We start from the raw sequence: 23,146 nt of genomic DNA, 5'->3' as shown, positions 1-23,146 counted from the left end.
GTCCATTGCCATGAAAGCGCTCATCGACGGTCTGCTCAAATTCCAGAGCGAAGCGTTTCCCAAACGCGCCGAACTGTTCAAACACCTGGCCAGCACACAAAGCCCGGCCACCCTGTTCATCACTTGCTCAGACAGCCGCGTGGTCCCGGAGCTGCTGACCCAGCAGGAGCCCGGCGAGCTGTTCGTGATCCGCAATGCGGGCAACATCGTGCCCTCCTACGGCCCTGAACCGGGCGGTGTGTCGGCCACGGTGGAATACGCAGTCGCGGTGCTCGGCGTGACCGACATCGTGATCTGCGGCCACTCCGACTGCGGCGCGATGACCGCCATCGCCCAGTGCAAATGCATGAACCACCTGCCTGCCGTGGCGAGCTGGTTGCGTCACGCCGAGTCGGCGCGCGTCATCAACAGCGCCCGCAGCCATGTGAGTGACACCGCCAAGGTGGGCTCGATGGTCCGTGAAAACGTCATCGCCCAACTGGCCAACATCCAGACTCACCCCAGCGTACGCCTGGCCCTGGAACAAGGCCGCCTGAACCTGCACGGCTGGGTCTACGACATCGAGACCGGCACGGTCGACGCACTCGACGGTGCAACCCGTCGCTTCGTGCCGCTGGCGCGCCACCCCCACACCTACGCTCTACAGGCCCAACGCAACAGCGACGTCGCCTGAACCCCACACCCGTCCCCGAGGAGAATCACCATGCAACAGTCCAACGCCTATCAAGATCCAAGCCTGGCCCTGACCGCCAAGATCATCGACATCAAGTCGCAGAAAGGTTTGTCGTTCGAGCAACTGGCCGAAGGCACCGGCCTGAGCCTGACCTACGTCACCGCCGCGCTGCTGGGCCAACACCCGCTGCCCGCCAACGTCGCGCAGATCATCGGCCAGCGCCTGGAACTCAACGATGACGACGTTCGCCAACTGCAATCCATCCCGCTGCGCGGCAGCATCGGCCACGGCGTACCGACCGACCCGACTGTCTACCGTTTCTACGAGATGATCCAGGTCTACGGCACCACCTTGAAAGCCATCGTCCACGAGCAGTTCGGCGACGGCATCATCAGCGCCATCAACTTCAAGATGGACATCAAGAAAGTCGAAGACCCGGAAGGCGGCTCCCGCGCGGTGATCACCCTGGACGGCAAGTTCCTGCCTTACAAACCGTTCTGACCCTACGGCCGCTTCGCACATCACCGTAGCAGCACGGCTTGCCGGCGGGAGCGATGTATCTATGACGAATTTGCCGTCTGATACGCCGCCCCCGCCGGCAAGCCGTGCTGCTACGGAATCAAAAGCTGGCAGGTTTCCATTTCTGCCAAGTCCACTTGCCATTTGAACCATGTCCCCGCCCGCTGGTTTTTCCTAGGATCGGCCCTCCACGTATCCGAGGGAGAATGCTGATGTCCGATACCACCGAACGCCTGTGGGGGGCGCGGTTCAAGTCCGGCCCGGCCGAGGCCATGGCCAACCTGTCGCGCTCGCCTGCCGTGTATTTCCGCATGACGCCCTACGACGTCGCAGGCTCTCGCGCCCACGCCCATGAACTGCAACGCGCAGGTTTGTTGAGCGCCGATGAAACCGCTCGCATCATCGCCTGCCTTGAATCGATCAAGAATGACTTCGCCGAGGGCAAGGTTCAGCCCATCGCTGCGGATGAGGACGTGCACACCTTCATCGAACGCCTGTTGACCGAACGCCTCGGCGCGCTGGGGGGCAAGCTGCGCGCCGGTCGCTCGCGCAACGACCAGACCGCCAACGACATGCGCCTGTTCCTGCGGGACCGGATCCGCGCATTGACCCTGTCGATCCTCGAGCTGCAACAGGCCCTGGTCGCTCAGGCCGAACAGCACCTGCACACCATCGCCCCCGGTTTCACGCACCTGCAGCAGGCCCAGCCGATTGTCTTCGCCCATCACCTCATGGCTCATGCCCAGGCGATTTCCAGGGATATCCAGCGCCTGCAGGACTGGGACCGCCGCTTCAGCCTTTCGCCCTTGGGCGCGGCGGCCATGGCGGGCTCGGCCATTGCCCGCGACCTGCAAAGTTCGGCGAAAGAGCTGGGTTACGCAGGCCCGTGCGAGAACTCCATCGACGCCGTCGCCAGCCGCGATCACGTCGCCGAATTCCTGTTCTGCGCCAGCATGCTGGGCATCAATATCTCGCGCATGGCCGAGGAATTCTGCCTGTGGACTTCACGGCAGTTCCGCTGGGTCGAGCTGGACGATGCCTATGCCACCGGCAGCTCGATCATGCCGCAGAAGAAAAACCCCGACATCGCCGAACTGGCTCGGGGCAAGTCAGGCCGTCTGATCGGTTCGCTGACGGCGATTCTGTCCGTGCTCAAGGCCCAGCCGCTGTCTTACAACCGTGATTTGAGCGAAGACAAACACGCAGTGTTCGACGCGGTGGATACTCTGGATCTGGTGCTCCCGGCGTTCGCGGGAATGGTGCGGACCATGACCGTGCGCAAGGACGAACTGCAGCGTCAGGCGCCGTTGGGCTTCACCCTGGCCACCGAAGTTGCGGACTGGCTGGCGGTGCGCGGCGTGCCGTTCAAGGAGGCCCACGAGATCACCGGGCAACTGGTGCAACTATGCGAAGCGCAAGAGATAGGCCTTGAGGAGTTGACCCCGCAGATGCTGGCTGACACCGATGCACGGCTGACGCCTGAAGTGCTGCAAGCCCTGACCCTGGATGCTGCCCTGGCAGCCCGCAGTGGCTGGGGTGGCACCTCGCCGGTGCGCGTGGCGGAGCAGGTCGAGCGGTTCAAGGCGCAGTTGGTCGCGCAGGAGAAATGGGCCAAGGACTACAACGGCCCCCGCGCCTGAGTACCCCGTAGGAGCGCGCTTGCCCGCGACGGCGGTGTGTCATTCACCAGACATGTGTCTGGTCTGACGCAATCGCGGGCAAGCGCGCTCCTACAGGTGGTCTGTCAGCTTTTCTTCAAATACCCCTCAATTACCGCCGAAAAATCCTTCCCGCCATCCCCACGCAAACTCATCGCCTGATACAGCTGATGGGCGATGGCGCCGAGGATCACCGGTTGATGCGCCGCCTTGGCTGCGTCGGTGGCCAGGCCCAGGTCCTTGAGCATCAGCTCGGCACCAAAACCGCCAGTGTATCCCCGCGAAGCCGGCGCGGTTTCGACGATGCCGGGCCAGGGGTTGTACATCTCCGAACTCCAGCAGCGCCCGGTCGAGCTGTTGATGATCGTGGCCAGCACCGCCGTGTCGATCCCCAGCCGGTCGCCCAGGGCCATGGCCTCGGACACGCCGATCATGGAAATTCCCAGCAGCATGTTGTTGCAGATCTTGGCGATCTGCCCGGTGCCCACATCGCCGCAATGCACGATGTTGCGGCCCATCTGCGCCAGGATCGGCTTGAGCACGGTGTAATGCTCCAGGCTCGCGCCAACCATGAAGGTCAGGGTGCCAGCCTGTGCGCCGCCCGTGCCACCGGACACCGGCGCATCGCCCACCACCACACCTTGCTTGGCGGCCACGGCGGCGACATCGCGGATGGTCTGCGGATCGATGGTGCTGCAATCCACCGCAGGCACGCCGGCGGAAATCCCGGCCAGCACGCCGTCCTCGTTCAGATAGACCGCCCGCACATGAGCGGCCGCCGGGAGCATGGTGATGACCAGTTCCGCGCCTTCTGCGGCGTGTTTGGGAGACTCGCTGATGCGGCTGCCCAGCTCCGACAGCTCGGCCAGCACCTGCTTGTTGAGGTCGAACAGATGCAACTGATGCCCGGCCCGGATCAGGTTGCGCGCCATCGGCGCACCCATGTTGCCCAGACCGATGAATGCGATTTTCATGGTGTTCTCCTTTACTGATTCAAGCAGCCCCCGCAGGAGCGCGCTTGCCCGCGATTGCGGTGTGTCTGTGCCTATGGTGGTGTCTGACACGACGCCATCGCGGGCAAGCGCGCTCCTACAGCGGTATGACGTCAGCGCTGCTCAGCGCAGATTGATCGTCGTGTTCACTCCGTCATTCACGCTGTTGTCGTCGAACCAGCGGCTGGTGACGGTCTTGGTCTGAGTGTAGAACTGCACCACCTGTTTGCCGTACGGGCCCAGATCGCCGAGTTTCGAGCCCCGCGAGCCAGTAAAGCTGAAGAACGGCACCGGCACCGGAATCGGGATGTTGATGCCCACCTGGCCGATGTCGATTTCGCTCTGGAATTTGCGCGCCGCCGCGCCGCTCTGGGTGAACAGGCCGACGCCGTTGCCGAACGGGTTGGCGTTGACCAGTTCGATGGCCTGATCCAGGGTGTCGACTTCGATGACACAGAGCACCGGCCCGAAGATTTCCTGGGTGTAGATCTGCATCTGGGTGGTCACACCGGTGAACAGGGTCGGGCCGACAAAGTTGCCCTCCTCGTAACCGGCCACCTGGATCCCGCGGCCGTCCAGTTCCAGCTTCGCGCCTTCCTTCACGCCGCTTTCGATCAGGTCCAGGATCCGCTGCCTGGCACGCTTTGAAATCACCGGCCCGACATCGGTGCCTGGCTCGTTCCCGGCATTGACCTTGAGCTTCTGCGCCAACGCCTTGAGGTCAGGAATCCACTGCTTCGACGCGCCGACCAGCACCACCACCGAGGTCGCCATGCAACGCTGCCCGGCCGCACCGAAACCTGCGCCCACCAGCGCGTTGAGGGTCTGCTCGCGGTTGGCATCGGCCAGCACCACGGCGTGGTTCTTGGCACCCATCATCGATTGCACGCGCTTGCCGTGCTTGCCCGCCAGGTCATAGACGTGGGTACCGACCGCAGTCGAACCGACGAAGGAAATCGCCTTGATGTCCTTGTGGGTGCAGATCGCGTCCACCACCTCCTTGCCGCCGTGCACGACGTTGAGCACACCCGCTGGAACCCCGGCCTCGACCGCCAGTTCCACCAGCAGCATGGTCGACATCGGGTCCTGCTCGGACGGCTTGAGCACGAAGGTGTTGCCGCAGGCGATGGCCATCGGGAACATCCACAGCGGAATCATCGCCGGGAAGTTGAACGGTGTGATGCCCGCACACACGCCCAGCGGTTGGCGCAGCGTGTAGGTGTCGACGCCACCTGCGACGTTCTCGGCGAACTCGCCCATCTGCAGCGTGCCGATGGAGCAGGCGTGTTCGACCACTTCGAGGCCGCGAAAGATGTCGCCCTCGGCGTCGGCGATGGTCTTGCCCTGCTCGGCGCTGAGGACCACGGCGATGCGCTTGGAGTGCTCGCGAATCAACGCCTGCAGCTTGAGCATGATGCGCATGCGCGCGCCGATGGGCGTGTCGCGCCAGGTCTTGAAGGCCTTGTGCGCGGCGGCGACGGCGGCGTCCACTTCAGCGGCGGTGGCAAACGGCACCTTGGCCAGCACTTGCTGTGTCGCCGGGTTGACCACGTCCAGCCATTCGCCGGATTGCGACTCGACCCATTCGCCGTCGATCAGCAGTTTCACGCGGGCCACTGTGGTGTTGTTCTGATTCAGTGAAACGTTCATTGCGGATACTCCATTCTCGATTCGACACAGCCTCTACGGGCGTGGTTGGTGGCGCGGCGGGTCGCGCTTCATCAATGCGGTACAGACCAGCGCCACCAGCGCCATGCCCACCAGGTAAACGATCACGTAATGCGGACTGCCCCCGCCCATGGCCAGCAATTGCGTGGCGATCATCGGCGCGAAGCCGCCGCCCAGCACGCCTGCCAGTTGCACGGACACCGAGATGCCGCTGTAGCGGATTTCAGCCGGGAATTGTCGGGCGAACAGCAGGGACTCCGGCGCATACAGAATCGGAAAGACCACGCCCACCGCCAGCACCATCGCCCACCACACCAACAGCGGATCGCGGGTGCCGAGCATGGCGAAGAACGGATAGACGAAGGCGCAGAGCAGCAACAGGCCAGCGAAGTACAGGCGCTTCTGGCCGACGCGGTCGGAGATGTGGCCGCACAGCGGCATGGTCACCAGCGACAGTGCTGCGCCTGCGGTGATAGCGCCCAGTACATCGGCGCGGGGGATCTGCAACTGGTTGGCGGCATAGGCCAGGGCGAAGGTCACCGACATGTAGAACCAGGCGTTCTCGGCGGTGCGTGCGCCGATGATGGTCAGGGTCTCCCGAGGGTGATCGCGGAACACCTTGAACAGCGGCACCTTGACTGCGATCTTGTCCTTTTTCAGCTTCTCGAAGTCAGGGGATTCCGGGACTTTCAGGCGAATCAGCCAGCCCACGCCGAGCAACACGACGCTGGCCAGAAACGGAATCCGCCAGCCCCAACTGAGCATGTCCTCTTCGGGCAGCTTGGCGACCATCGCCATGGCCAGCGACGCCAGCACCAACCCGGCGCCGACGCCGGTCTGCGGCAGGCTGCCATAGAAGCCTTTCTTGCCTTCGGGCGCGTGTTCGACGGCCATCAACACTGCCCCGCCCCACTCGCCGCCGACCGCCATGCCTTGCAGAAAGCGCATCGCCACCAAAATCACCGCCGCCCAGTAACCGATCTGCTGATAGGTGGGGATCAGGCCGATGATGATGGTCGGGATACCCATGAGCATCAGGGTGAACAGCAGCATGGACTTGCGCCCGATGCGGTCGCCGAAATGGCCGAACACGATGCCGCCCAGCGGGCGTCCGAGAAAGCCAACGGCATAGGTGGCGAACGCCGCCAGCACACCGATGATAGGGTCCAGTGCCGGGAAGAAGATTTTGTTGAAGATCAGGGCGGCGGCCGTGCCGTAGAGGAAAAAGTCATACCACTCGATGGTGGTCCCGGCCATGCTTGCAGCGCCGGCCAGACGGTAGGCCTTGGTCTTGGATCTGGCAGCACTGGCGTCAGGTGCGCCAGCGTTCGCCGTTATAGCGTTCTTCATAAACTCCTCCGCTTATTTATTGTTGTGCAGGGTGTTATGGCGTGTGGGTGATGCGATGTTGCAGGTGAGTCTCCGGTTGGATCGACCACTGTAGGAGCGCGCTTGCCCGCGATGGGGTGTGTCTGTGCCAATGATGGTGTCTGACACGACGCTATTCGCGGGCAAGCGCGCTCCTACAAAAAGCGGGATCGCGTCATGGCGTGCTTCGGAGTATAGATGTGCAAACTTCTAACAAGAACGCACATAAAAGCAGGTCCAACATGCAAAAAAACATCACCTCCCTGAGTGCGCTGAACTGGGATGACCTGAAGTTTTTTCTGGAAGTGGCCCGTACCCGCAAGGCCAGTTCGGCGGCCAAGCGGCTGGCGGTGGACTACACCACCGTGTCGCGGCGGATCAATTCGCTGGAGGCCTCGCTGGGCACGCTGCTGTTCGAGAAATCGCGCAACAACGGCTTCGTGCTGACCGCCGAGGGCCAGCGATTGCTGGGGTCGGCGGAATCCATCGAAAGCACGCTGCACATTGCCTGTGAGCAGGTATCAGGCTCCGGCGTGGCATTGTCGGGCCATGTGCGGATGGGCTGCACCGAGGGTTTTGGCAGTTTCTTCGTCACGCCCCAGTTGAGCCACTTCACCGACACCTACCCGGCGATCTCGGTGGACATCCTGCCGCTGCCGCATTTCATCAGCCTGTCCAAGCGCGAGGCCGACATCGTCATCGCCCTGGAGCGCCCGGAGCACGGGCCCTACGTGTGCTGCAAGCTGTGCGACTACAACCTGCGGCTGTACGCCACCCAGGAATACCTGGAGCGCCACGCGCCGATCCAGCGCATCGAGGATCTGGCCGACCACCCGTTCATCAGCTACGTCGATGACCTGACCTTCAGCAATGAATTGCTCTACCTGAACAACCTGCTCCCCGGTGCCCACGCCCCGCTGCGCAGCACCAGCGTCATCGCCCAGTACATCGCCGCACTGCAAGGCCGGGCACTGGCGATCCTGCCGTGCTTCCTCGCGGCGCAGGATGCGCGATTGCTGCCGGTGCTGGAATCGCAGGTGAACATCACGCGGCAGTTCTGGATGTACTGCCGCGAGGACCTGAGGAAGCTCAAGCGGATCACGTTGTTATGGGACTACATCCGCCAGACCACCGAGCAGAATCAGGCGTTTTTGTTGGGGGCTTCCAGAAACATGACGTTCGTGGATTGACCGCCCGGCACCGACTTGTAGGAGCGCGCTTGCCCGCGACCGCGTTCTCTCTGGCGTGGCGATGGCGACTGAACTGACGCAATCGCGGGCAAGCGCGCTCCTACAGGCTCGGGAACCTCTAGATCGCACCTTGCCACCATAGTTTAGAAATCTCTGAACTATGCATTTGAGCTTTCCTATTCTTTCCGTTCATCGGGCGCACCTAAGATCGGCTCCAATAAAGGAGCCCGTCCACTCAGAGACACGGCCCGAAGATTGCCTTTTTCAGATGTGACTGCCGCTGTACCCCGTTTCGGCTCGCGCCGGGGCGAAGCTTTGCCGCAGGCATGTCAATCGCAAGACGCAATCTTTGAGGACGTTCGATGAAACTGGAAATCTTCCGCACGATGTGGGGCTACACCGCAAGCCGGGCCCAGGCGCTGGACGAATTGCTGGAGGCCGGCTTCGACGGCATGGAAGCGCGCCTGCCGCTGACGCCAGTGGAGCGTGCCGAGCTTGGTGCCTTTCTGCGCGCCAACCACCTGCCCTACATCGCCACGGTATTCACCGCCTACGACGTCCTGCCCGAACAATCGGCGACCACCGCCGAGCACCTGATCGATCTTGAAAAGAAACTCGCCTGGTCCACCGAACTGGCGCCGCGCTTCGTCAATGTGCTGGCCGGCAACGACCGCTGGCAGCTGCCGCAACAGGTCGACTTCTTCGGCCAGGCCCTGGAGCTGGCACGCAAGCACGGCCAGACCGTCACCTTCGAAACCCATCGCGCCCGCTCGCTGTTCAACCCGTGGGTGACCCTGGAGCTGATCCGCCAGTTGCCGGATCTGCGCTTCACCAGCGACATCAGCCACTGGATCGTCACCTGCGAGCGCCTGCTCGACGATCCGGAAGACGACCTCAGCGCCTTCGTCGAGCGCGTGCATCACATCCAGGCCAGGGTCGGTTATGACCAGGGCCCGCAAGTCCCCCACCCCGCCGGCCCCGAGCGCGCGAAAGAGCTGGCCTTCCATCAGCAGCACTGGGAGGCGATCTGGCAATCCCAGCAGGCGCGCGGCTATCAGGTCACCACTCTGACCCCCGAATTCGGCGCCGACGGCTACCTGCATCACCTGCCCTTCACCAACGTGCCGGTGGCCGACCTGTGGTCGCTGAATGTGTGGATGGGCCGCACCGAACGAGAGCACTTCAAGCGTTTCACGCATACAACAAGCCGATAAGGAGCGTTTCGCCATGCCCGACCAGTCTCAAGCAGCGGCGACGAAGGTCGCCAACTTCAGCAGCATCCCGGTGGTGGACATCGCCGGTCTGTTCAGCGCCGACATCGGCGCGCGCCAGGCCGTCGCCGATGAACTCGGCAAAGCCGCCCGCGAAGTGGGTTTTCTGTACGTCAGGAACCACGGCATCGAACCTGCGCTGATCGACGGGCTGCGCCAGGCGGCCAAGGACCTGTTTGCCCAGTCGCTGGACTACAAGATGCAGCATTACATCGGCACCTCGCGCAGCCACAAGGGCTTCGTGCCCGAGGGCGAAGAGGTGTATGCCAAGGGCAAGCCCGATCACAAGGAAGCCTTCGACATCGGTTTTGAAGTGGGCGACGAAGACCCGCTGGTGATCGCCAGGACGCCGCTGATCGGCGCCAACGAGTGGCCCGACCTGCCCGGCTTCCGCTCGGCCGTCGAAGCCTACTACGCCGCCGTATTCGCCCTGGGGCGCCGCCTCTTCGATGGCTTCGCCCTGGCGCTGGGCCTTGAGGAAGGCTACTTCGAGGCGATGGTCACGCGTCCGCCGTCCAAGCTGCGGCTGATCCATTATCCGTTCGACGGTGCCGCGCAGGACGCGCCCGGTATTGGTGCACACACCGATTATGAGTGCTTCACCATGCTGCTGGCCGACAAGCCCGGCCTTGAGGTGATGAATGATCTGGGCCAGTGGATCGACGCACCGCCGGTGGAAGGCGCGTTCGTGGTCAACATCGGCGACATGCTGGAGGTCATGACCGCTGGTACGTTCGTTGCTACGGCTCATCGGGTACGCACCGTGCGCGAGGAGCGCTACTCCTTCCCGCTGTTTTTCGCCTGCGACTTCCACACCCAGATCAAGCCGCTTCCTCAATTCGAGAAAGAAGGGACGGAGTACGAAGAGATCACCATCGGCGAGCACATGTTCGGCCAGGCCCTGCAGACCTATCAGTACCTGCGGCGCAAGGTCGAAAGCGGCGAGCTCAAGCTCTACGAAAAAGCCCGCAAGCCGTCGAGCTTCGGCCACCTTAAGAACCAGGCACAGGACGCTTCCTGATGCCCCACAAGACCTTTCAACACACCGTGCCTTACCTTCCTGACGTGGAGTCACCGACGATGCGCAACACTTTGAACACTGCTGTTCGCTTGACCGTTCTTGCCACCGCCGTGCTCGGCGCGACTGCTTTTGGTACAGCTGCCCAGGCCGCAACCACCGTGACCCCGGGCCAGTTCAAGGTCGGCATGGAGATCACCTATCCGCCGTTTGAGTCCTATGATGAGAAGAAGAACGTCGTCGGCGCCGACCCGGACCTGTCGCGCCTGCTGGCCAAGCACATGGAGCTCAAGCCCGAGTTCGTCGACACCAAGTTCTCCAGCCTGATCCTGAGCCTCAACGCCGGGCACTACGACGCGATCATTTCGGGCATGTACATCACGCCCGAGCGCCAGACCCAGGCCCAGACCATCGCCTACGCCAAGACCGGCGCGGCGATCATGGTGCTCAAGGACAGCACGCTCAAGCCCAAGGTGCCGGAAGACCTCTGCGGCGTGAAAATCGGCCTGGAAAAAGGCACCACCTGGGTCGCCCAGTTCAACAAGCTGTCCACCGAATACTGCGTGCCGAACAACAAGGGGCCGATCGCGGTCAGCGAATTCCCGTCGGCACCTGAAGTGACCCAGGCGCTGCTGTCCGGCAACGTTCAGGCCCAGGTGGAAATCGACGGCGCCGCCGGCATGATCGCCGAACGCACCAAGGGCCGCGTGGTGGTCAGCACCGAGCACTCGATCTACCAGCAGACGTTGGGCATCTATGTGAAGAAGGGCAACGACGAGCTGTACCAGGCGCTGCTCAAGGCCTTCGACGAGACCAAGAAATCCGGTGAGTACGCAGCGCTGTTGAAGAAGTACAACCTGGAAGAGCCGAGTAATTAAATGACGCACCGATTGTAGGAGCGCGCTTGCCCGCGATGGCGGTCGACCCGAAACGAATCCGGCGACTGATACACCACCATCGCGGGCAAGCGCGCTCCTACAAGACGTTGCGTTTGCAGGGTCTTGCCCTCGCTGAGGTGTGTATGCAATTCGAATGGTCCTACTTTTTTTCGCTGTTCTCGGTCTCGGATTTCTGGGAATCGTGCATCACCGTGATCCAGCTCAGCGCGCTGGGCTGGTTCATCGGCATGCTGCTGGGGTTCCTGCTGGCTTCGGCCAAACTTTCAAGCTCGCGCTGGATCAGCGTGCCCGCGTCCGTTTATATCTGGTTCTTCCGCAGCGTCCCGTTACTGGTGCTGGTGGTGTTCACCTACAACCTGCCACAGATGTTTCCGATCACCCGCGAAGTGCTGTCCAATTCCTTCTACTCCGGGCTGCTGGCGCTGGTCGTGACCGAGGCTGCGTACATGGCCGAGATCCATCGCGGCGGCCTGATCTCGGTCGCCCGCGGCCAGAAGGAAGCCGGCCGTGCGCTGGGCATCGGGCTGATCGGCATGCAGCGGCTGATCGTCATTCCCCAGGCCTTTCGTATTTCCCTGCCGACCCTCATCAACGAATACATCACGGTGGTCAAGCTGACCTCGCTGGTATCGGTAATCTCCCTGACCGAACTGCTCACCGTGGGCCAGCGCCTGTACGCGCAGAACTTTCTGGTCATGGAAACCCTGTCGGCGGTGGCGGTGTATTACGTGATGATCGTGACCGTGTTCGGCTGGCTGTTTCACTGGCTCGAACAGCATCTGGAACTGAACAACCGCAAGCCGCAAACCCTCGATGAAAGTGCCCTGACCCTGTTGCGCGCCCGCGTGCTGGGCCAGCCTGGCAAAATCCGGCAAACCGACGCAGCGCCCGGTGCGGCGCCCGCCCTGCAACTGGTGAACATTCATAAAAGCTACGGCCAGCATGAGGTGCTCAAGGGCATCAACCTGGACGTGAATGCCGGCCAGGTGATTTCGATCATCGGTCCGTCAGGCTCCGGCAAGACCTCGCTGATCCGTACCGTCAACAGCCTGGAAAGCATCGACAAAGGCGAGATCATCCTGTTTGGCGGCAGTTTCATTCGCGCCGGCGACAACCACAACGCGCCGCAGATCCGCCGTGGGGTACAGCGCATCGGCATGGTGTTCCAGAGCTTCAACCTGTTTCCGCACCGCACCATTCTCGACAACGTGACCCTGGCCCCGCGTTATCACGGCCGCGACAAGGCCATCAGCGAACAGCGTGCCTATGCGCTGCTCGACAAGGTCGGCCTGCTGGCCCACGCCCACAAATACCCGCATCAGCTGTCGGGCGGGCAACAACAGCGCGTGGCGATTGCCCGGGCGCTGGCGATGGACCCGCAGATCATGCTGTTCGACGAACCGACTTCGGCGCTGGACCCGGAACTGGTGGGCGATGTGTTGAAGGTCATCGGTGATTTGGCGAAGGAAGGCATGACCATGCTGATCGTCACCCATGAGATGGATTTTGCGCTGTCGATTTCCGACCGGGTGATCTTCATGGAAAACGGCGTGGTGCAGGTCGATGCCGCGCCGCAGAGCATTCTCGCTGACCAGTGCGGCGAGCGGGTGCGCAAGTTCATGGGGCTGGATAACGTGATTGTCCCGCAGGAGCCCGTGCGCAAGGAGGCGTGAGCGGCTATCGTAGCCCTACCACGCCCCAGGGGATGCCTGAAATGGACAGCTATACACCGATGAACTGCGATCTCTACGACTACCTGGAGATCGCCTGCATGCACGGTTACCGGTTGAAGGTCGAGCTGGTGGACGGCCAGACCTTCGAGGGCAAGCCGCTCACCACCCGGACAGCGCCGAGCAAAGAGGAGTTTCTGCTGTTCGCCGACGGCCTGGCCGAGGTGCGCCTGGATCAACTCGCGGCCATCACCCCGCTGGATGCCGGGGCGAGCTTCGGGCGGGTCGAGTTGGGCAATTCGTTTTGTGCCACGTGACCAGGTGTTGAGCGACACACCGCCATCGCGGGCAAGCGCGCTCCTACAAACGACACATCACCCGTAGCAGCACGGCTTGCCGGCGGGGGCGATTTCAAGGACGCCATCGCGGGCAAGCGCGCTCCTACAGGCGTCGCACACCCCGTAGCAGTCCGGCTTGCCGGCGTCAGCGTCCGAAAGATCGCCGACGCCGGCAAGCCGGACTGCTACGGGATGGGTATGGCTACAACTCCAGCATCAAGCCGCTCAAGCGCTTGACCTTGCGCCGCAACGCTTCTTCGAACACGCCCTGGCGCGGTTCGATCAGGCTGAACCAGTGCTTGGCGCGGGTGATGCCGGTGTAGATCAGCTCCTTGGTCAGCACCGGGTTCAACGCCTCGGGCAGGATCAGCGCGGTGTGGGCGAATTCCGAGCCCTGGGACTTGTGCACGGTCATGGCGTACACCGTCTCGACATCATTGAGCCGGCTCGGCAGCACAAAACGCACCCCGCCACTGCCATCGTTGCGCGGGAAAGCCACGCGCAAGGCCTGGCGATTCTCCTCGGGCGCACCCTCAGGCAAACGCAGGGCAATGCCGATGTCGCCGTTCATCAAGCCCAGCCCGTAGTCGTTGCGGGTCATGAGCACCGGGCGACCTTCGTACCATTGCTGGTCACTCTCGATCAGTCCGGCGGCGTACAGCGTCTGAGTAATGCGCTGGTTCAAACCCTCGACGCCCCACGGCCCTTTTCGTACAGCACAAAGCAACTGGAACTCATCAAACGCACCGAGCACCGTTCGCGCCCACTCGACACAGCGCGGGTCGTCGATGGTTGTCAGGCCCTGCGGCCTCTGCGACCCCATGACGCCCAGATAATGCCGATAGCCTTGCGGCCCGTTACCGTGCCCGTCGAGCAACAGCCGCGACAAGGCCCTATCCTGCTCGCCCTTGAGCGCCAGGGAAAACAGGTCAGGATAAGTGCGAGTCGCCAACAGCGCACGCGCTTCCTTGTCCTGCTGCCGGTTGACCCGTTGCGCCAACTGGCCGATGCCGCTTCCCTCGCCGAAACGTCGGGAATGACGGAGCATCACCACCTGCTGCGCCAACGGATGCAGGGTCTCGTCGCCGGCTTGCAGGCCACTCTTTTCCAGGTCCTCGCCGCTGACCGATTCCAGCCACGCCCGCGTCTGGGGGCTGTACATGCCCGCCTCGGCATCACGGCACAGATCACCCAGCACCGCACCGGCTTCCACCGATGCGAGCTGGTCCTTGTCGCCGAGCAACACCATGCGCGCGTGGGGCGGCAAGGCGTCCAGCAGGTTGGCCATCATTTCCAGGTCGATCATCGACGCTTCGTCCACCACCAGCACGTCCAGCGGCAACGGATTGCCCGCGTGGTGACGGAAATGCCGAGTGCCGGGGCGGCTGCCCAAGAGGCGGTGCACGGTGGTCACCTCACTGGGAATCTTCTCGCGCACGTTGTCGGGCACGTCCAGTGACTGCACCTGATGGCTGATGGACTCGGTCAGGCGCGCAGCCGCCTTGCCGGTGGGTGCGGCCAGGCGAATCCTCAGCGGCGTGCCCTGCTCCACCGCAGGCGATTGCAGCAACGCCAGCAGGCGCACCACGGTGGTGGTCTTGCCGGTGCCGGGGCCGCCGGTGATGATGCTGAACGCACCACGGGTGGCCAGTGCGCAGGCCAGTTTCTGCCAGTCCACCAGCGCCTCGGGAGAATGATCGGCCGGCCCGAACAGCGCATCCAGCCGTTGTGCAAGATCACCGGGCGCAGGTTCAGCCTGGTTCAGGCGCAGATGCAGCGCGGCATCGATACGCCGCTCGTACATCCAGTAGCGGCGCAGGTACAGGCGCCGCTCGGACAACACCAGCGGCTTCTGCGCGGCGCTGGCGCTGTCATCCCCGGCCCTGGCCACCAGCACGCTGTCAGCCAGCGCCTGGCACCAGGTCGCACCGTCCAGCGCCTTGAGCAGCGCCGAGGGCAGCAGCATGGGCGTGGACAGCAGATCACCTTCGGGCGGCAGCGAAAGGGCGAAGTCCGGCTCTTTCAGGGTTTCAAAGAGATCCAGGCACACATGGCCGTGGCCCAGTTGATGACTGGTCAGGGCCGCCGCCAGCAGCACCAGGGAATCGGCGGTCGGATCGAGGTCCGCAAGAAAAGCCACGAAGGCCTTGTCCAGCGCCCGCAACCAGCCGCGCTCGACCCAGCGCTCCAGCAACAGCAGCAAGTCGTCGACACGCGCAAGCGGCGCCAGACGGGCCAGGCTCTCGGCATCCAGCGGCGTGGGCAGCAGATGGGCAAAGGTGCGGTTCATGCGAGGTCTCCTGACAGTACGGCATCTGCATTCACGGGGCGGCCCTGGAACAGCGCGTCCAGGCCCTCGATCAGTTCACGAGGAGGCCTTGTGAACCACGCGCCCTGGCTGGCCGCACGGCTGCCACGGACGAACAGATAGACCGCGCCGCCCATGTGCAGGTCATAGTCGTAATCGGCCAGCCGCGCCTTGAGCTGGCGATGCAGGGCCAGCAGATACAGCACGTATTGCAGGTCGTAGCGGTTGTCCAGAATGGCGCTCTCCATGGCCTGGGTGGTGTAGGCATCGTCGTCGACACCCAGCCAGTTGGACTTGTAGTCGGCCACGTAATAACGCCCCTGGTGTTCGAACGTCAGGTCGATGAAGCCCTTGAACATGCCGTTGAGCGAGACGGTATCGGTCGCCGCGCGCGGTGCGCCGTTGTGGGTGTAGCGGCGCACGAGTGCGTCCATCTGCGCGACGTCGACCTTCGAGCAGGCGAACCAGAATTCCATTTCGACGCGGTACTGGTTGGGTTGGTCCAGCTCGCGCAAGGCTACCGGAACGGCGTCGCCGCCCAGGCGCAATGGCATGTTCAACAGGTGCGAGAGCCAGTCGGTCAGGGTGTTGATCCAGCCGGTCCAGTCCCGCCGGTTGCAGCGCTGGGCCACGACCTTTTCCAGCCGCTCCTGATCGCTCGCGGCCGTAGCGAAACCTTTTTCCCCAGCCCACTCCAGCAAGCCGTGCAGGAAGGTGCCGGGGTTTGGTCCGCGCGGGAAGCGGTGGATATCGCCGCCGCTGACCAGCGTTTCCCGTGGTGCGTCCGGGTCCAGGCGTTCGTCGTCGAACAGCTTCTGGGCCTGGGGGCTGTCGGGGGACTGGTCACCGCTGTCGGTGATGATGTCGCCAATGCGCAAGGCGCTGTAGGAGGCGATCCACCAGTTTTCCCGGGCGCTGCGGCGCGGCATGCGCGGCTTGCTCAGCGCGACTTCGCTGCGCGGCGCGCTGAAGGTAGCGTCGGCGGGTTCGGGCACGGCCTGGACACTGACGCTTGGCTGGTTTTCAGCCAGCGAGCGCAGCCATTGCCCCAGGCCAGTCGATTCGGCCAGCACCTGTCCGCCACCCAGCAGATACCCGAGCGCCGAGCGGTGCAGGGTCGAGCTGTTGGCGTTGCCTCGCTTAAGGTCGGCGACGCCCAGCCAGCAGGCGTGTTGCGCCCGGGTGAGCGCCACGTAGAGCAGGCGCAGGTCTTCGGCCAGGCGTTCGTCGTCGGCCTGCTCGATCAAAGCCTCGGTAGGCTGCAGGCTGATCTGCGCCTGGCCTTGTGCGTCGTGATAATGCAGCGGCAGGCGGCTTCCATCCACTGGCTTGTTGGAGCAAATGAACGGCAGGAACACCAGCGGGTACTCCAGCCCCTTGGATTTGTGGATGGTCACCACCTTGACCAGTTGCTCATCGCTTTCCAGGCGCAGGATCTGCTCCTCGCCCGCCTGACCGGACAGCGCCAGGTGCTCGCTCAGGTGACGAATCAGCGCCTGCTCGCCGTCCAGCTCAGCAGCAGCCTGCTGCATCAGTTCGGACAGGTGCAGCAGGTTGGTCAGCACGCGTTCGCCATCGTTGCGCTGGATCAAAGCCTGGGGCAGCTTGAAGTCGTGCAGCAGGCGCCGCAGCATCGGCAGCACGCCCTGGCTGCGCCAGATCCGCCGATAGTCGCGGAACTGCATGACACGGCGCTCCCACGCCAGCTCGTCGCGGTTCAGCAGCTCAAGCTCGGCCAACGGCAGGTCCAGAGTGATGCAGGCCAGCGCCGCGCGCAACGTGCGCTCGGCGTCGGGCTCGGCGCAGGCCTTGAGCCAGGCCAGCAGGTCATGGGCTTCTTGCGCGGCAAATACCGAGTCCTTGTCGGAGAGGTAGACGCTGCGTACGCCACGAGCCGTCAGTTCGCCCCTGACTGCCTGGGCCTCCTTGCCATCGCGCACCAGAATCGCGATGTCGGCAGGCAGCAGGCCTTTGACCGGCTCCCCCTCTCTGGCAAAACCTGCGCGCCCCTGTTGGCCAGCGTTGAGCAGCCCCACAATCTGGCTGGCGCAACTGGCGGCCAGTTGCTGACGATACAGCGTGCCCGAGACCGGTTGATCGCTCTCCAGTTGCCAGACGTTCAGCGCGGCGACCACCTGGCCATCGACTTGAAACAGCTCTTTGCGGCCCTGGGAGCGCACCGCCTGAAACGGCACCGGGTTTTGATCGGGGCTGCGAAACAGAAAGGCCCCCCGGCCTACCGGGTTCTCTTCGGCCCGCACGAACACATGGTTCACGGCCTCGACCATCGAGTGGCTGGAGCGGAAGTTGGTGCCCAGGGTATGCAGGCGCCCGGTGGTTGCAGTCCGGGCGCGCAGGTAGGTGTAGATGTCTGCGCCACGGAAGGCATAGATCGCCTGCTTGGGGTCGCCGATCAGGAACAGGCCGGTGCTTTCGTCATTGGTTTCCAGATGGTAGATGCTGTCGAAAATCCGGTACTGCACCGGGTCCGTGTCCTGGAATTCGTCGATCAGCGCCACCGGGAACTGCTCGCGAATCAAGGTCGCCAGACGCTCGCCGCCCGAGCCGCGCAGGGCAGCGTCCAGCCGCAACAGCATGTCGTCGAAACCCATTTCGGCACGCCGGCGTTTTTCTTCCTCGAAACGCGCGCCGACCCAATGCGCGGCGTGTTCGAGCACGGCGGCGTCAGGCGTCGGAAGCCTGGCGAGTGCTTCCTGCAGACCGACCATGGCCTCCAGGCCCGGGTGGACCGGCGGCTCGGACTTCCATACCTCGGCAAGGCCGTGGGGAGTCAGGCGGGTGAAACCGGTGCGAATGTCGAGCTTGTCCTGATCCGGATCATTGGCCCAGGCGCTGATCTGGTCGAACCAGGAAGTGTAGTGATTGGACTTGAAGCGAGTGCCATCGACAGCCTTTGTCCGGGACGCCTCCCGACAGATCGCCAACAGCTCCGGTACCCACTCGACCCAGGGTGCCTTGAGCATGTTCAGCGCTTCACGACGGGAACCGACCGATGCTTCGATCAACTGTGCCGGCGTCTGGGTGCCCGGCGCACGTTCACTGCCGAACATCGCCCGAACCTTGGGCAGCAAGGTCGCAGGGCCGACCCAGTGCTTGCGGACCCAGGCCAGGGCGTCGCCGGACATGGGATAGCAGAACTTGCGCCAGTAATCGCGCAACACCTCGCCGAGCAAATCGCTGTGGTCGGTTTCCAGGCTCTGGGTGAACAGGCTGCCGCTGTCGAACGCGTGCTCGCGCAACATGCGCTGGCACCAACTGTGGATGGTCGAGACCGCGGCTTCGTCCATCCACTGGGCGGCGATGTCCAGCCGGCTTGCGCACCCGGCCCACGCCTGGGGTGCGAACTCGTCACGCAGGTCGGCGATCAACGCATCAGGGGCCTGGATCTCTTCGCGAAAGAATCGCGCAGCTTCAGCCAGGCGTGTACGAATGCGATCGCGCAGCTCTTTGGTCGCGGCATCGGTGAAGGTCACCACCAGAATCTGCGGCGGCAGCAACTCGCGGCCAAAGCCCGAGACTTCATTGCCATGGCCGAGCACCAGACGCAGGTACAGCGCGGAAATGGTGAAGGTCTTGCCGGTACCGGCGCTGGCTTCAATCAGCTGGCTGCCCTTGAGCGGAAAGCGCAGGGCCAGGGGTTGTTGTGCGTCACTCATGCTCAGGCCTCCTCGCTGGACAGAGACTGCCAGGGCGCGTCGAATATCGGTTTGTACAATGCTTCGCACCAGCCGACGAACTCCTCGGTGTCGAGCAGCGCGTCGAAATCCGGGTACTGGCGGGCCAGCGCAGTGCTCTCGGCGTGCTCACCGGCCATGTTCTGCCCATCGCCGTCATAGGCTTTACGGGCGGCGGCTTCGGCCTTGATTTCGTCACTCTGACCGACCCAGGCGAAGGCGGTTTTCATCGCCACAGGCAGCGGCCGGTGCATGCCCTGCTGCCAGGCCAGCAGCAGGTCATTGAGGGTTCGTTTCGCCTGCTCGGCCTCCAGGGGCGGCAGCAGCAGCGTCTCATCGCTGGCCACCAGGGCGGTGGTGAGCGGCAGATCGCAGGCGCAGGCCACCAGGTGGTTGACCCAAGGCTTGCCCAGGCGATGCCACTTGCGTGATTTCTTGCCACCGATGGCGTTCGGAATGGCCGTGACCGCCAGCAGTTCACCCTGAGCGTTGCGATGAAGACCGTCGAGCCAGCCATCCAGGGCGATCCCCTGATGCTGGTACTTCACCGACGTTGCGCTGTGCAGTCTTTCCGGCCAGCGGGACAGCAGCTCGTGATAGCGCTGCACAAGCGCTGGCAGCGGCTCGATCAACTCGTCCTGCAGCAGTTCGCCGAAACCTGCCATGGGCAGCAGGCCGCTGCCTTGCAAGCGAGCGGCCTGGGCGATGAGTCGCTCCAGCGCCTGATCCGGGTCGATCAACGCGGCCTGCAACAAGCTGTCGCTCAGGCCGTAGTGCTGCAGGGCGTCGAGCACGAACGGCTCATCGTCGGCCAATGGCGCCTGGGCCACTTCAAAGAAGATCTTCAAGCGCTGGCTGAAGAAGTATTTGACCGGGTTGCGCAGGAAATCCTGCAACTGCGCAAGGCTCAACGGCTCTTCCTGCTCATGGCGCGTCAGCGGTCCGGCCTCGCTGCGTTCGTCGGCAGCTTCGTGCAGCACCTGCCATTCCCGGGCGAAGCTGAAGTACTCCATGTTTTCCTGAAAGTACTTGGCGCTGAAGGGTTGCAGCGGATGTTCGAGCGTCAGGGCATGCAACAGTTGCTGGCCCGGATCGCGCTTGCTGGCGTCTTCAGGTTCCTGGGCGTCGGCGAGCTTCCAGCCGCTGGCGAGGTGGTCGCGCAACTGGCCGATCAGCACCGACGCAGGTCGCTCGGAGTTGTCGCGAATGCTGCGGCCCACCCAACTGATGTACAGCTGATCACGCGCCGAGAGCAGTGCCTCGAGCAGCAGGTAGCGGTCGTCCTCCCGACGCGAACGGTCGCCGGGGCGGTAATCGCTGCCCATCAGGTCGAAATCCAGCGGCGGTTGCGCCCGTGGGTAGTCGCCATCGTTCATGCCCAGCAGGCACACGACCTTGAATGGAATGGCGCGCATCGGCATCAGGGTGCAGAAGTTCACAGACCCTGCGAGGAAACGTTGCGACAGGCGCCCCTGGTCCAGGCCTGCGAGCCAGGCTTCACGCACGACGGTGAGCGGGAGTTGCTCCAGAAGGCCGACCGTTTCGCAGGTCTCGAGCCAGTTTTCACGCAGGGTTTCCAGCTGGCTGAGCAGGTAGTCGTCATGCTCGCTGTCTGGAGTGAAGAACAACTGCATGAGCGCTTGCAGACGCGTCCCCCACTCTGCGGGTGTCGCCTCCCTGGACAGTTCGTTATGGGCCACTTGCAAGGCATCGAGCAAAGCCACCAGCGGACCGATGAGCGCCGCATCCAGCCCGCCGATTTCATCGTAGGGTTCAATGCCGTCATAGGCTGTTCCGGCACCCACGGCGTAACCCAGCAGCATCCGGCGCAGGCCGAAATGCCAGCTGTTCTGCTCCAGTGCTTCGGGCAGACCCAGGCCTTCACGCTGCCCGGCGTTGAGCCCCCACCGCACGCCTGCACCTTCGATCCAGCGGTGCAGGGTGGGCAGGTCTCGTTCGTCGATGCCGAAACGTGCACGCAGCGCAGGGACGTCGAGCAGATCGAGAATCTCGCTCACCGGGAAGCGGCTGTCAGGGATCTTCAACAGATGCTCGACGGCGATCAGCAGCGGATCTCGACCACGCTGGCCCTGGTCGGCCAGGGTGAACGGAATGAAGCGCCGGTCTTCGCGATCCAGCTGCCCGAACACCGCGCGGATGTGCGGCGCGTAGCTGTCGATGTCCGGGACCATGACGATGACGTCACGGGGGCGAAGTTCAGGATTGGCGCTGAAACGCGCAAGCAACTGGTCGTGCAGCACTTCCACTTCGCGCTGGGCGCTGTGGGCAACGTGGAAGCGGATCGAGCGGTCTTTCCTTATATCGACGGCGGGCCACAGCTCGCGGGTTTCGCTCAAGGGGCGCAGTTCGAGGATGTCGTCCTGCAACTGATTGAGGACGGTCTGTGGATCACTTTCACTGAACAGGTCGATACGGCCGTCACGGAACACCGAACGGTAGCTGTTGGGATCGTCGTGGCTGTCGAGCAGGTTGATGTAGTCACGCCCCTGTTTGCCCCAGGCGGCCAGCAGAGGGTGCGCATGCTGATGCAGCGCGTCGGGGTTGAGAACGACGGGCATGCCAGCCTTGCGCGACTGGCGTTTGTATTCGTGGCGCAGCAGGTCCTTGTCGGCGACGATGTCAGCCCAATGGTGGCGACAGGGGTTGTGCACGCACAGCAGCACCTGACTGAATCGAGCCAGCCCGGCCAGGGCTTCAAGTGCCTGAGCGGGCAACGAAGAGATACCGAACACGATCACCCGCGCAGGCAAACCGGCTGGGGCTTCGCTCAGGGCGTTGATACTCTCCATGTAGCGCCGGTGCACCCCTGCGCGGCTCTGGGCCATGCCTTCGGCGCCTACGTCATGGAGCAAGGCTCGCCACAGTTCGGCCTGCCAGCAGTTCTCGGGTTTGAGCGGCGTGATGTCGCCGCGCACGTTCTTGAGCTGGTGCTTGCCTTGGGCCCAGTCTTCCAGCCAGTCGGCGCGATAGACCTGGTATTGGTCGAAGAGGTCGGCCAGCCGCTCGGACAATTGATAACGCTTGCGCAGATCAGTGTCAGCGGTCAGGAAGCGCTGCAACGGCTCGAAGTGGGGCTGGTCGATCAGGGTCGGCAACAGGCGCATCAGGCGCCAGGTCAGCGGGGCCTTGTCCAGCAGCGAGGTTTCCGGAATTTCGTCCTTGCCCAACACGGCGCGGTAGAGCTGCCACATGAAGCTGCCGGGCAGTTGCACGTCGATTGCTGCGGCAATGCCACAACCGCCCTGATCATCATCCTGGGTGTCTTCGGCCAGGGCCAGTTTGAGCCACTGGGCGATGCCATTGCTCTGGACGAGTGCGACTTCGTTTTCCAGAGGCGTGAGTGGATAACGGCGCATCCACGACACGACAAGACTGCGCAGTTCATCCAGGCGGTTGCCATGCACCACCATGAACCCGGGATTGAGGCTGGATGTCACCGGCATAGCTGCTTCCTTGGCATTTGGAGAGGGAGAAGACTAACAGAGGGGCATGACGACCTGTAGCGGTATGGCTTGCCGTGCTGCTACGGAATAGGCGCCACAATCTGTAGGAGCGCGCTTGCCCGCGATGGCGGTGGGTCAGGCGGTGCGGTGGTGTCGGTTGTGACGCAGTCGCGGGCAAGCGCGCTCCTACAGGGATCGCACCGCATACCCCGTAGCAGCACGGCTTGCCGGCGGGGGCGGTGTGTCAGGCGACGCAGGTGTGACAGATCCACCGCTCCCGCCGGCAAGCCGTGCTGCTACGAGTGGTGTGGAGTTGGGATCTTTTCCAGGCGCAAAAACAAAACCCCAACCGCGTTAGCGATTGGGGTTCTGGAATTTAATCTTGACGATGACCTACTCTCACATGGGGAAACCC

15 protein-coding genes are annotated in these 23,146 nt (G+C 63.4%); 9 read left to right on the top strand and 6 right to left on the bottom strand.

What is annotated here, in order from left to right:
- Positions 1–10 precede the first annotated feature (10 nt).
- The 3 genes from ACIPO9_RS20235 (at position 11) to argH (ending at position 2,832) form a co-directional block, all read left to right on the top strand.
- Positions 11–673 carry a carbonic anhydrase gene (locus ACIPO9_RS20235; protein WP_400783052.1) on the top strand — a complete coding sequence of 221 codons (663 nt, stop codon included), beginning with the start codon at positions 11–13 and terminating at the stop codon, positions 671–673.
- A 30-nt stretch (positions 674–703) separates the two neighbouring features.
- Positions 704–1,174, top strand: coding sequence for a cyanase (gene cynS / locus ACIPO9_RS20230; protein ID WP_274135890.1), 471 nt, complete (start codon positions 704–706; stop codon positions 1,172–1,174).
- Between the two features lie 230 nt (positions 1,175–1,404).
- Positions 1,405–2,832, top strand: coding sequence for an argininosuccinate lyase (gene argH / locus ACIPO9_RS20225; protein WP_400783050.1), 1,428 nt, complete (start codon positions 1,405–1,407; stop codon positions 2,830–2,832).
- Positions 2,833–2,936: 104 nt separating this feature from the next.
- On the opposite strand, the gene mmsB is transcribed toward argH, so the two are convergent.
- The 3 genes from mmsB to ACIPO9_RS20210 form a co-directional block, all read right to left on the bottom strand.
- Positions 2,937–3,824 (bottom strand): 3-hydroxyisobutyrate dehydrogenase, encoded by an 888-nt coding sequence (mmsB, locus tag ACIPO9_RS20220; RefSeq protein ID WP_400783048.1) that lies wholly within the window; start codon positions 3,822–3,824, stop codon positions 2,937–2,939.
- A 141-nt stretch (positions 3,825–3,965) separates the two neighbouring features.
- Positions 3,966–5,492 (bottom strand): CoA-acylating methylmalonate-semialdehyde dehydrogenase, encoded by a 1,527-nt coding sequence (locus ACIPO9_RS20215; RefSeq protein ID WP_400783045.1) that lies wholly within the window; start codon positions 5,490–5,492, stop codon positions 3,966–3,968.
- Positions 5,493–5,525: 33 nt separating this feature from the next.
- Complete coding sequence (locus tag ACIPO9_RS20210) at positions 5,526–6,860, bottom strand: MFS transporter (RefSeq protein ID WP_400783043.1); 1,335 nt, start codon at positions 6,858–6,860, stop codon at positions 5,526–5,528.
- Positions 6,861–7,120: 260 nt separating this feature from the next.
- On the opposite strand from ACIPO9_RS20210, the gene ACIPO9_RS20205 reads away from it, so the two are divergent.
- The 6 genes from ACIPO9_RS20205 to ACIPO9_RS20180 all read left to right on the top strand — a co-directional run bounded on the left by ACIPO9_RS20205 (position 7,121) and on the right by ACIPO9_RS20180 (position 13,243).
- Positions 7,121–8,068, top strand: coding sequence for a LysR family transcriptional regulator (locus ACIPO9_RS20205; protein ID WP_400783041.1), 948 nt, complete (start codon positions 7,121–7,123; stop codon positions 8,066–8,068).
- 362 nt (positions 8,069–8,430) lie between these two features.
- A complete protein-coding gene (locus tag ACIPO9_RS20200) occupies positions 8,431–9,282 on the top strand; it encodes a sugar phosphate isomerase/epimerase (protein WP_274135900.1) in 852 nt (283 codons plus the stop codon).
- Between the two features lie 13 nt (positions 9,283–9,295).
- The gene (locus tag ACIPO9_RS20195; RefSeq protein WP_400783038.1) at positions 9,296–10,360 is read left to right on the top strand and encodes an isopenicillin N synthase family dioxygenase; all 1,065 of its coding nucleotides are present in this window, start codon (positions 9,296–9,298) and stop codon (positions 10,358–10,360) included.
- Positions 10,361–10,419: 59 nt separating this feature from the next.
- Positions 10,420–11,235 carry an ABC transporter substrate-binding protein gene (locus ACIPO9_RS20190; protein WP_400783036.1) on the top strand — a complete coding sequence of 272 codons (816 nt, stop codon included), beginning with the start codon at positions 10,420–10,422 and terminating at the stop codon, positions 11,233–11,235.
- 143 nt (positions 11,236–11,378) lie between these two features.
- Positions 11,379–12,929, top strand: coding sequence for an amino acid ABC transporter permease/ATP-binding protein (locus tag ACIPO9_RS20185; protein ID WP_400783034.1), 1,551 nt, complete (start codon positions 11,379–11,381; stop codon positions 12,927–12,929).
- A gap of 41 nt (positions 12,930–12,970) precedes the next feature.
- Entirely contained in the window at positions 12,971–13,243 is a 273-nt protein-coding gene (locus ACIPO9_RS20180) for a Rho-binding antiterminator (RefSeq protein ID WP_274135906.1), read from the top strand.
- A 223-nt stretch (positions 13,244–13,466) separates the two neighbouring features.
- Here the strand turns inward: ACIPO9_RS20180 and recD are convergent, their stop codons facing one another.
- From recD to recC, 3 genes are read right to left on the bottom strand one after another with little or no spacing between them, the layout of a single operon-like run.
- Positions 13,467–15,554, bottom strand: a complete 2,088-nt coding sequence (gene recD, locus ACIPO9_RS20175; protein ID WP_400783032.1) for an exodeoxyribonuclease V subunit alpha — start codon at positions 15,552–15,554, stop codon at positions 13,467–13,469.
- A complete protein-coding gene (gene recB / locus ACIPO9_RS20170; RefSeq protein ID WP_400783030.1) occupies positions 15,551–19,249 on the bottom strand; it encodes an exodeoxyribonuclease V subunit beta in 3,699 nt (1,232 codons plus the stop codon). Before recB ends, recD begins: the two co-directional genes overlap by 4 nt.
- A gap of 2 nt (positions 19,250–19,251) precedes the next feature.
- A complete protein-coding gene (recC, locus tag ACIPO9_RS20165; protein ID WP_400783028.1) occupies positions 19,252–22,731 on the bottom strand; it encodes an exodeoxyribonuclease V subunit gamma in 3,480 nt (1,159 codons plus the stop codon).
- Between the last annotated feature and the right edge of the window lie 415 nt (positions 22,732–23,146).

This window comes from Pseudomonas sp. NPDC090203, from assembly GCF_044746765.1.
In the GTDB taxonomy this organism is placed as follows: Bacteria; Pseudomonadota; Gammaproteobacteria; order Pseudomonadales; family Pseudomonadaceae; genus Aquipseudomonas; species Aquipseudomonas putida_AD.
Note: the sequence above shows the minus strand (reverse complement) of the source record. Positions and strands in the feature narration are given on the sequence as shown.

Coding starts and splice junctions, on each gene's coding strand:
- ACIPO9_RS20235 (WP_400783052.1), top strand. CDS start 11: ATGAAAGCGCTCATCGACGGTCTGCTCAAATTCCAGAGCGAAGCGTTT.
- cynS (WP_274135890.1), top strand. CDS start 704: ATGCAACAGTCCAACGCCTATCAAGATCCAAGCCTGGCCCTGACCGCC.
- argH (WP_400783050.1), top strand. CDS start 1,405: ATGTCCGATACCACCGAACGCCTGTGGGGGGCGCGGTTCAAGTCCGGC.
- mmsB (WP_400783048.1), bottom strand. CDS start 3,824: ATGAAAATCGCATTCATCGGTCTGGGCAACATGGGTGCGCCGATGGCG.
- ACIPO9_RS20215 (WP_400783045.1), bottom strand. CDS start 5,492: ATGAACGTTTCACTGAATCAGAACAACACCACAGTGGCCCGCGTGAAA.
- ACIPO9_RS20210 (WP_400783043.1), bottom strand. CDS start 6,860: ATGAAGAACGCTATAACGGCGAACGCTGGCGCACCTGACGCCAGTGCT.
- ACIPO9_RS20205 (WP_400783041.1), top strand. CDS start 7,121: ATGCAAAAAAACATCACCTCCCTGAGTGCGCTGAACTGGGATGACCTG.
- ACIPO9_RS20200 (WP_274135900.1), top strand. CDS start 8,431: ATGAAACTGGAAATCTTCCGCACGATGTGGGGCTACACCGCAAGCCGG.
- ACIPO9_RS20195 (WP_400783038.1), top strand. CDS start 9,296: ATGCCCGACCAGTCTCAAGCAGCGGCGACGAAGGTCGCCAACTTCAGC.
- ACIPO9_RS20190 (WP_400783036.1), top strand. CDS start 10,420: ATGCGCAACACTTTGAACACTGCTGTTCGCTTGACCGTTCTTGCCACC.
- ACIPO9_RS20185 (WP_400783034.1), top strand. CDS start 11,379: ATGCAATTCGAATGGTCCTACTTTTTTTCGCTGTTCTCGGTCTCGGAT.
- ACIPO9_RS20180 (WP_274135906.1), top strand. CDS start 12,971: ATGGACAGCTATACACCGATGAACTGCGATCTCTACGACTACCTGGAG.
- recD (WP_400783032.1), bottom strand. CDS start 15,554: ATGAACCGCACCTTTGCCCATCTGCTGCCCACGCCGCTGGATGCCGAG.
- recB (WP_400783030.1), bottom strand. CDS start 19,249: ATGAGTGACGCACAACAACCCCTGGCCCTGCGCTTTCCGCTCAAGGGC.
- recC (WP_400783028.1), bottom strand. CDS start 22,731: ATGCCGGTGACATCCAGCCTCAATCCCGGGTTCATGGTGGTGCATGGC.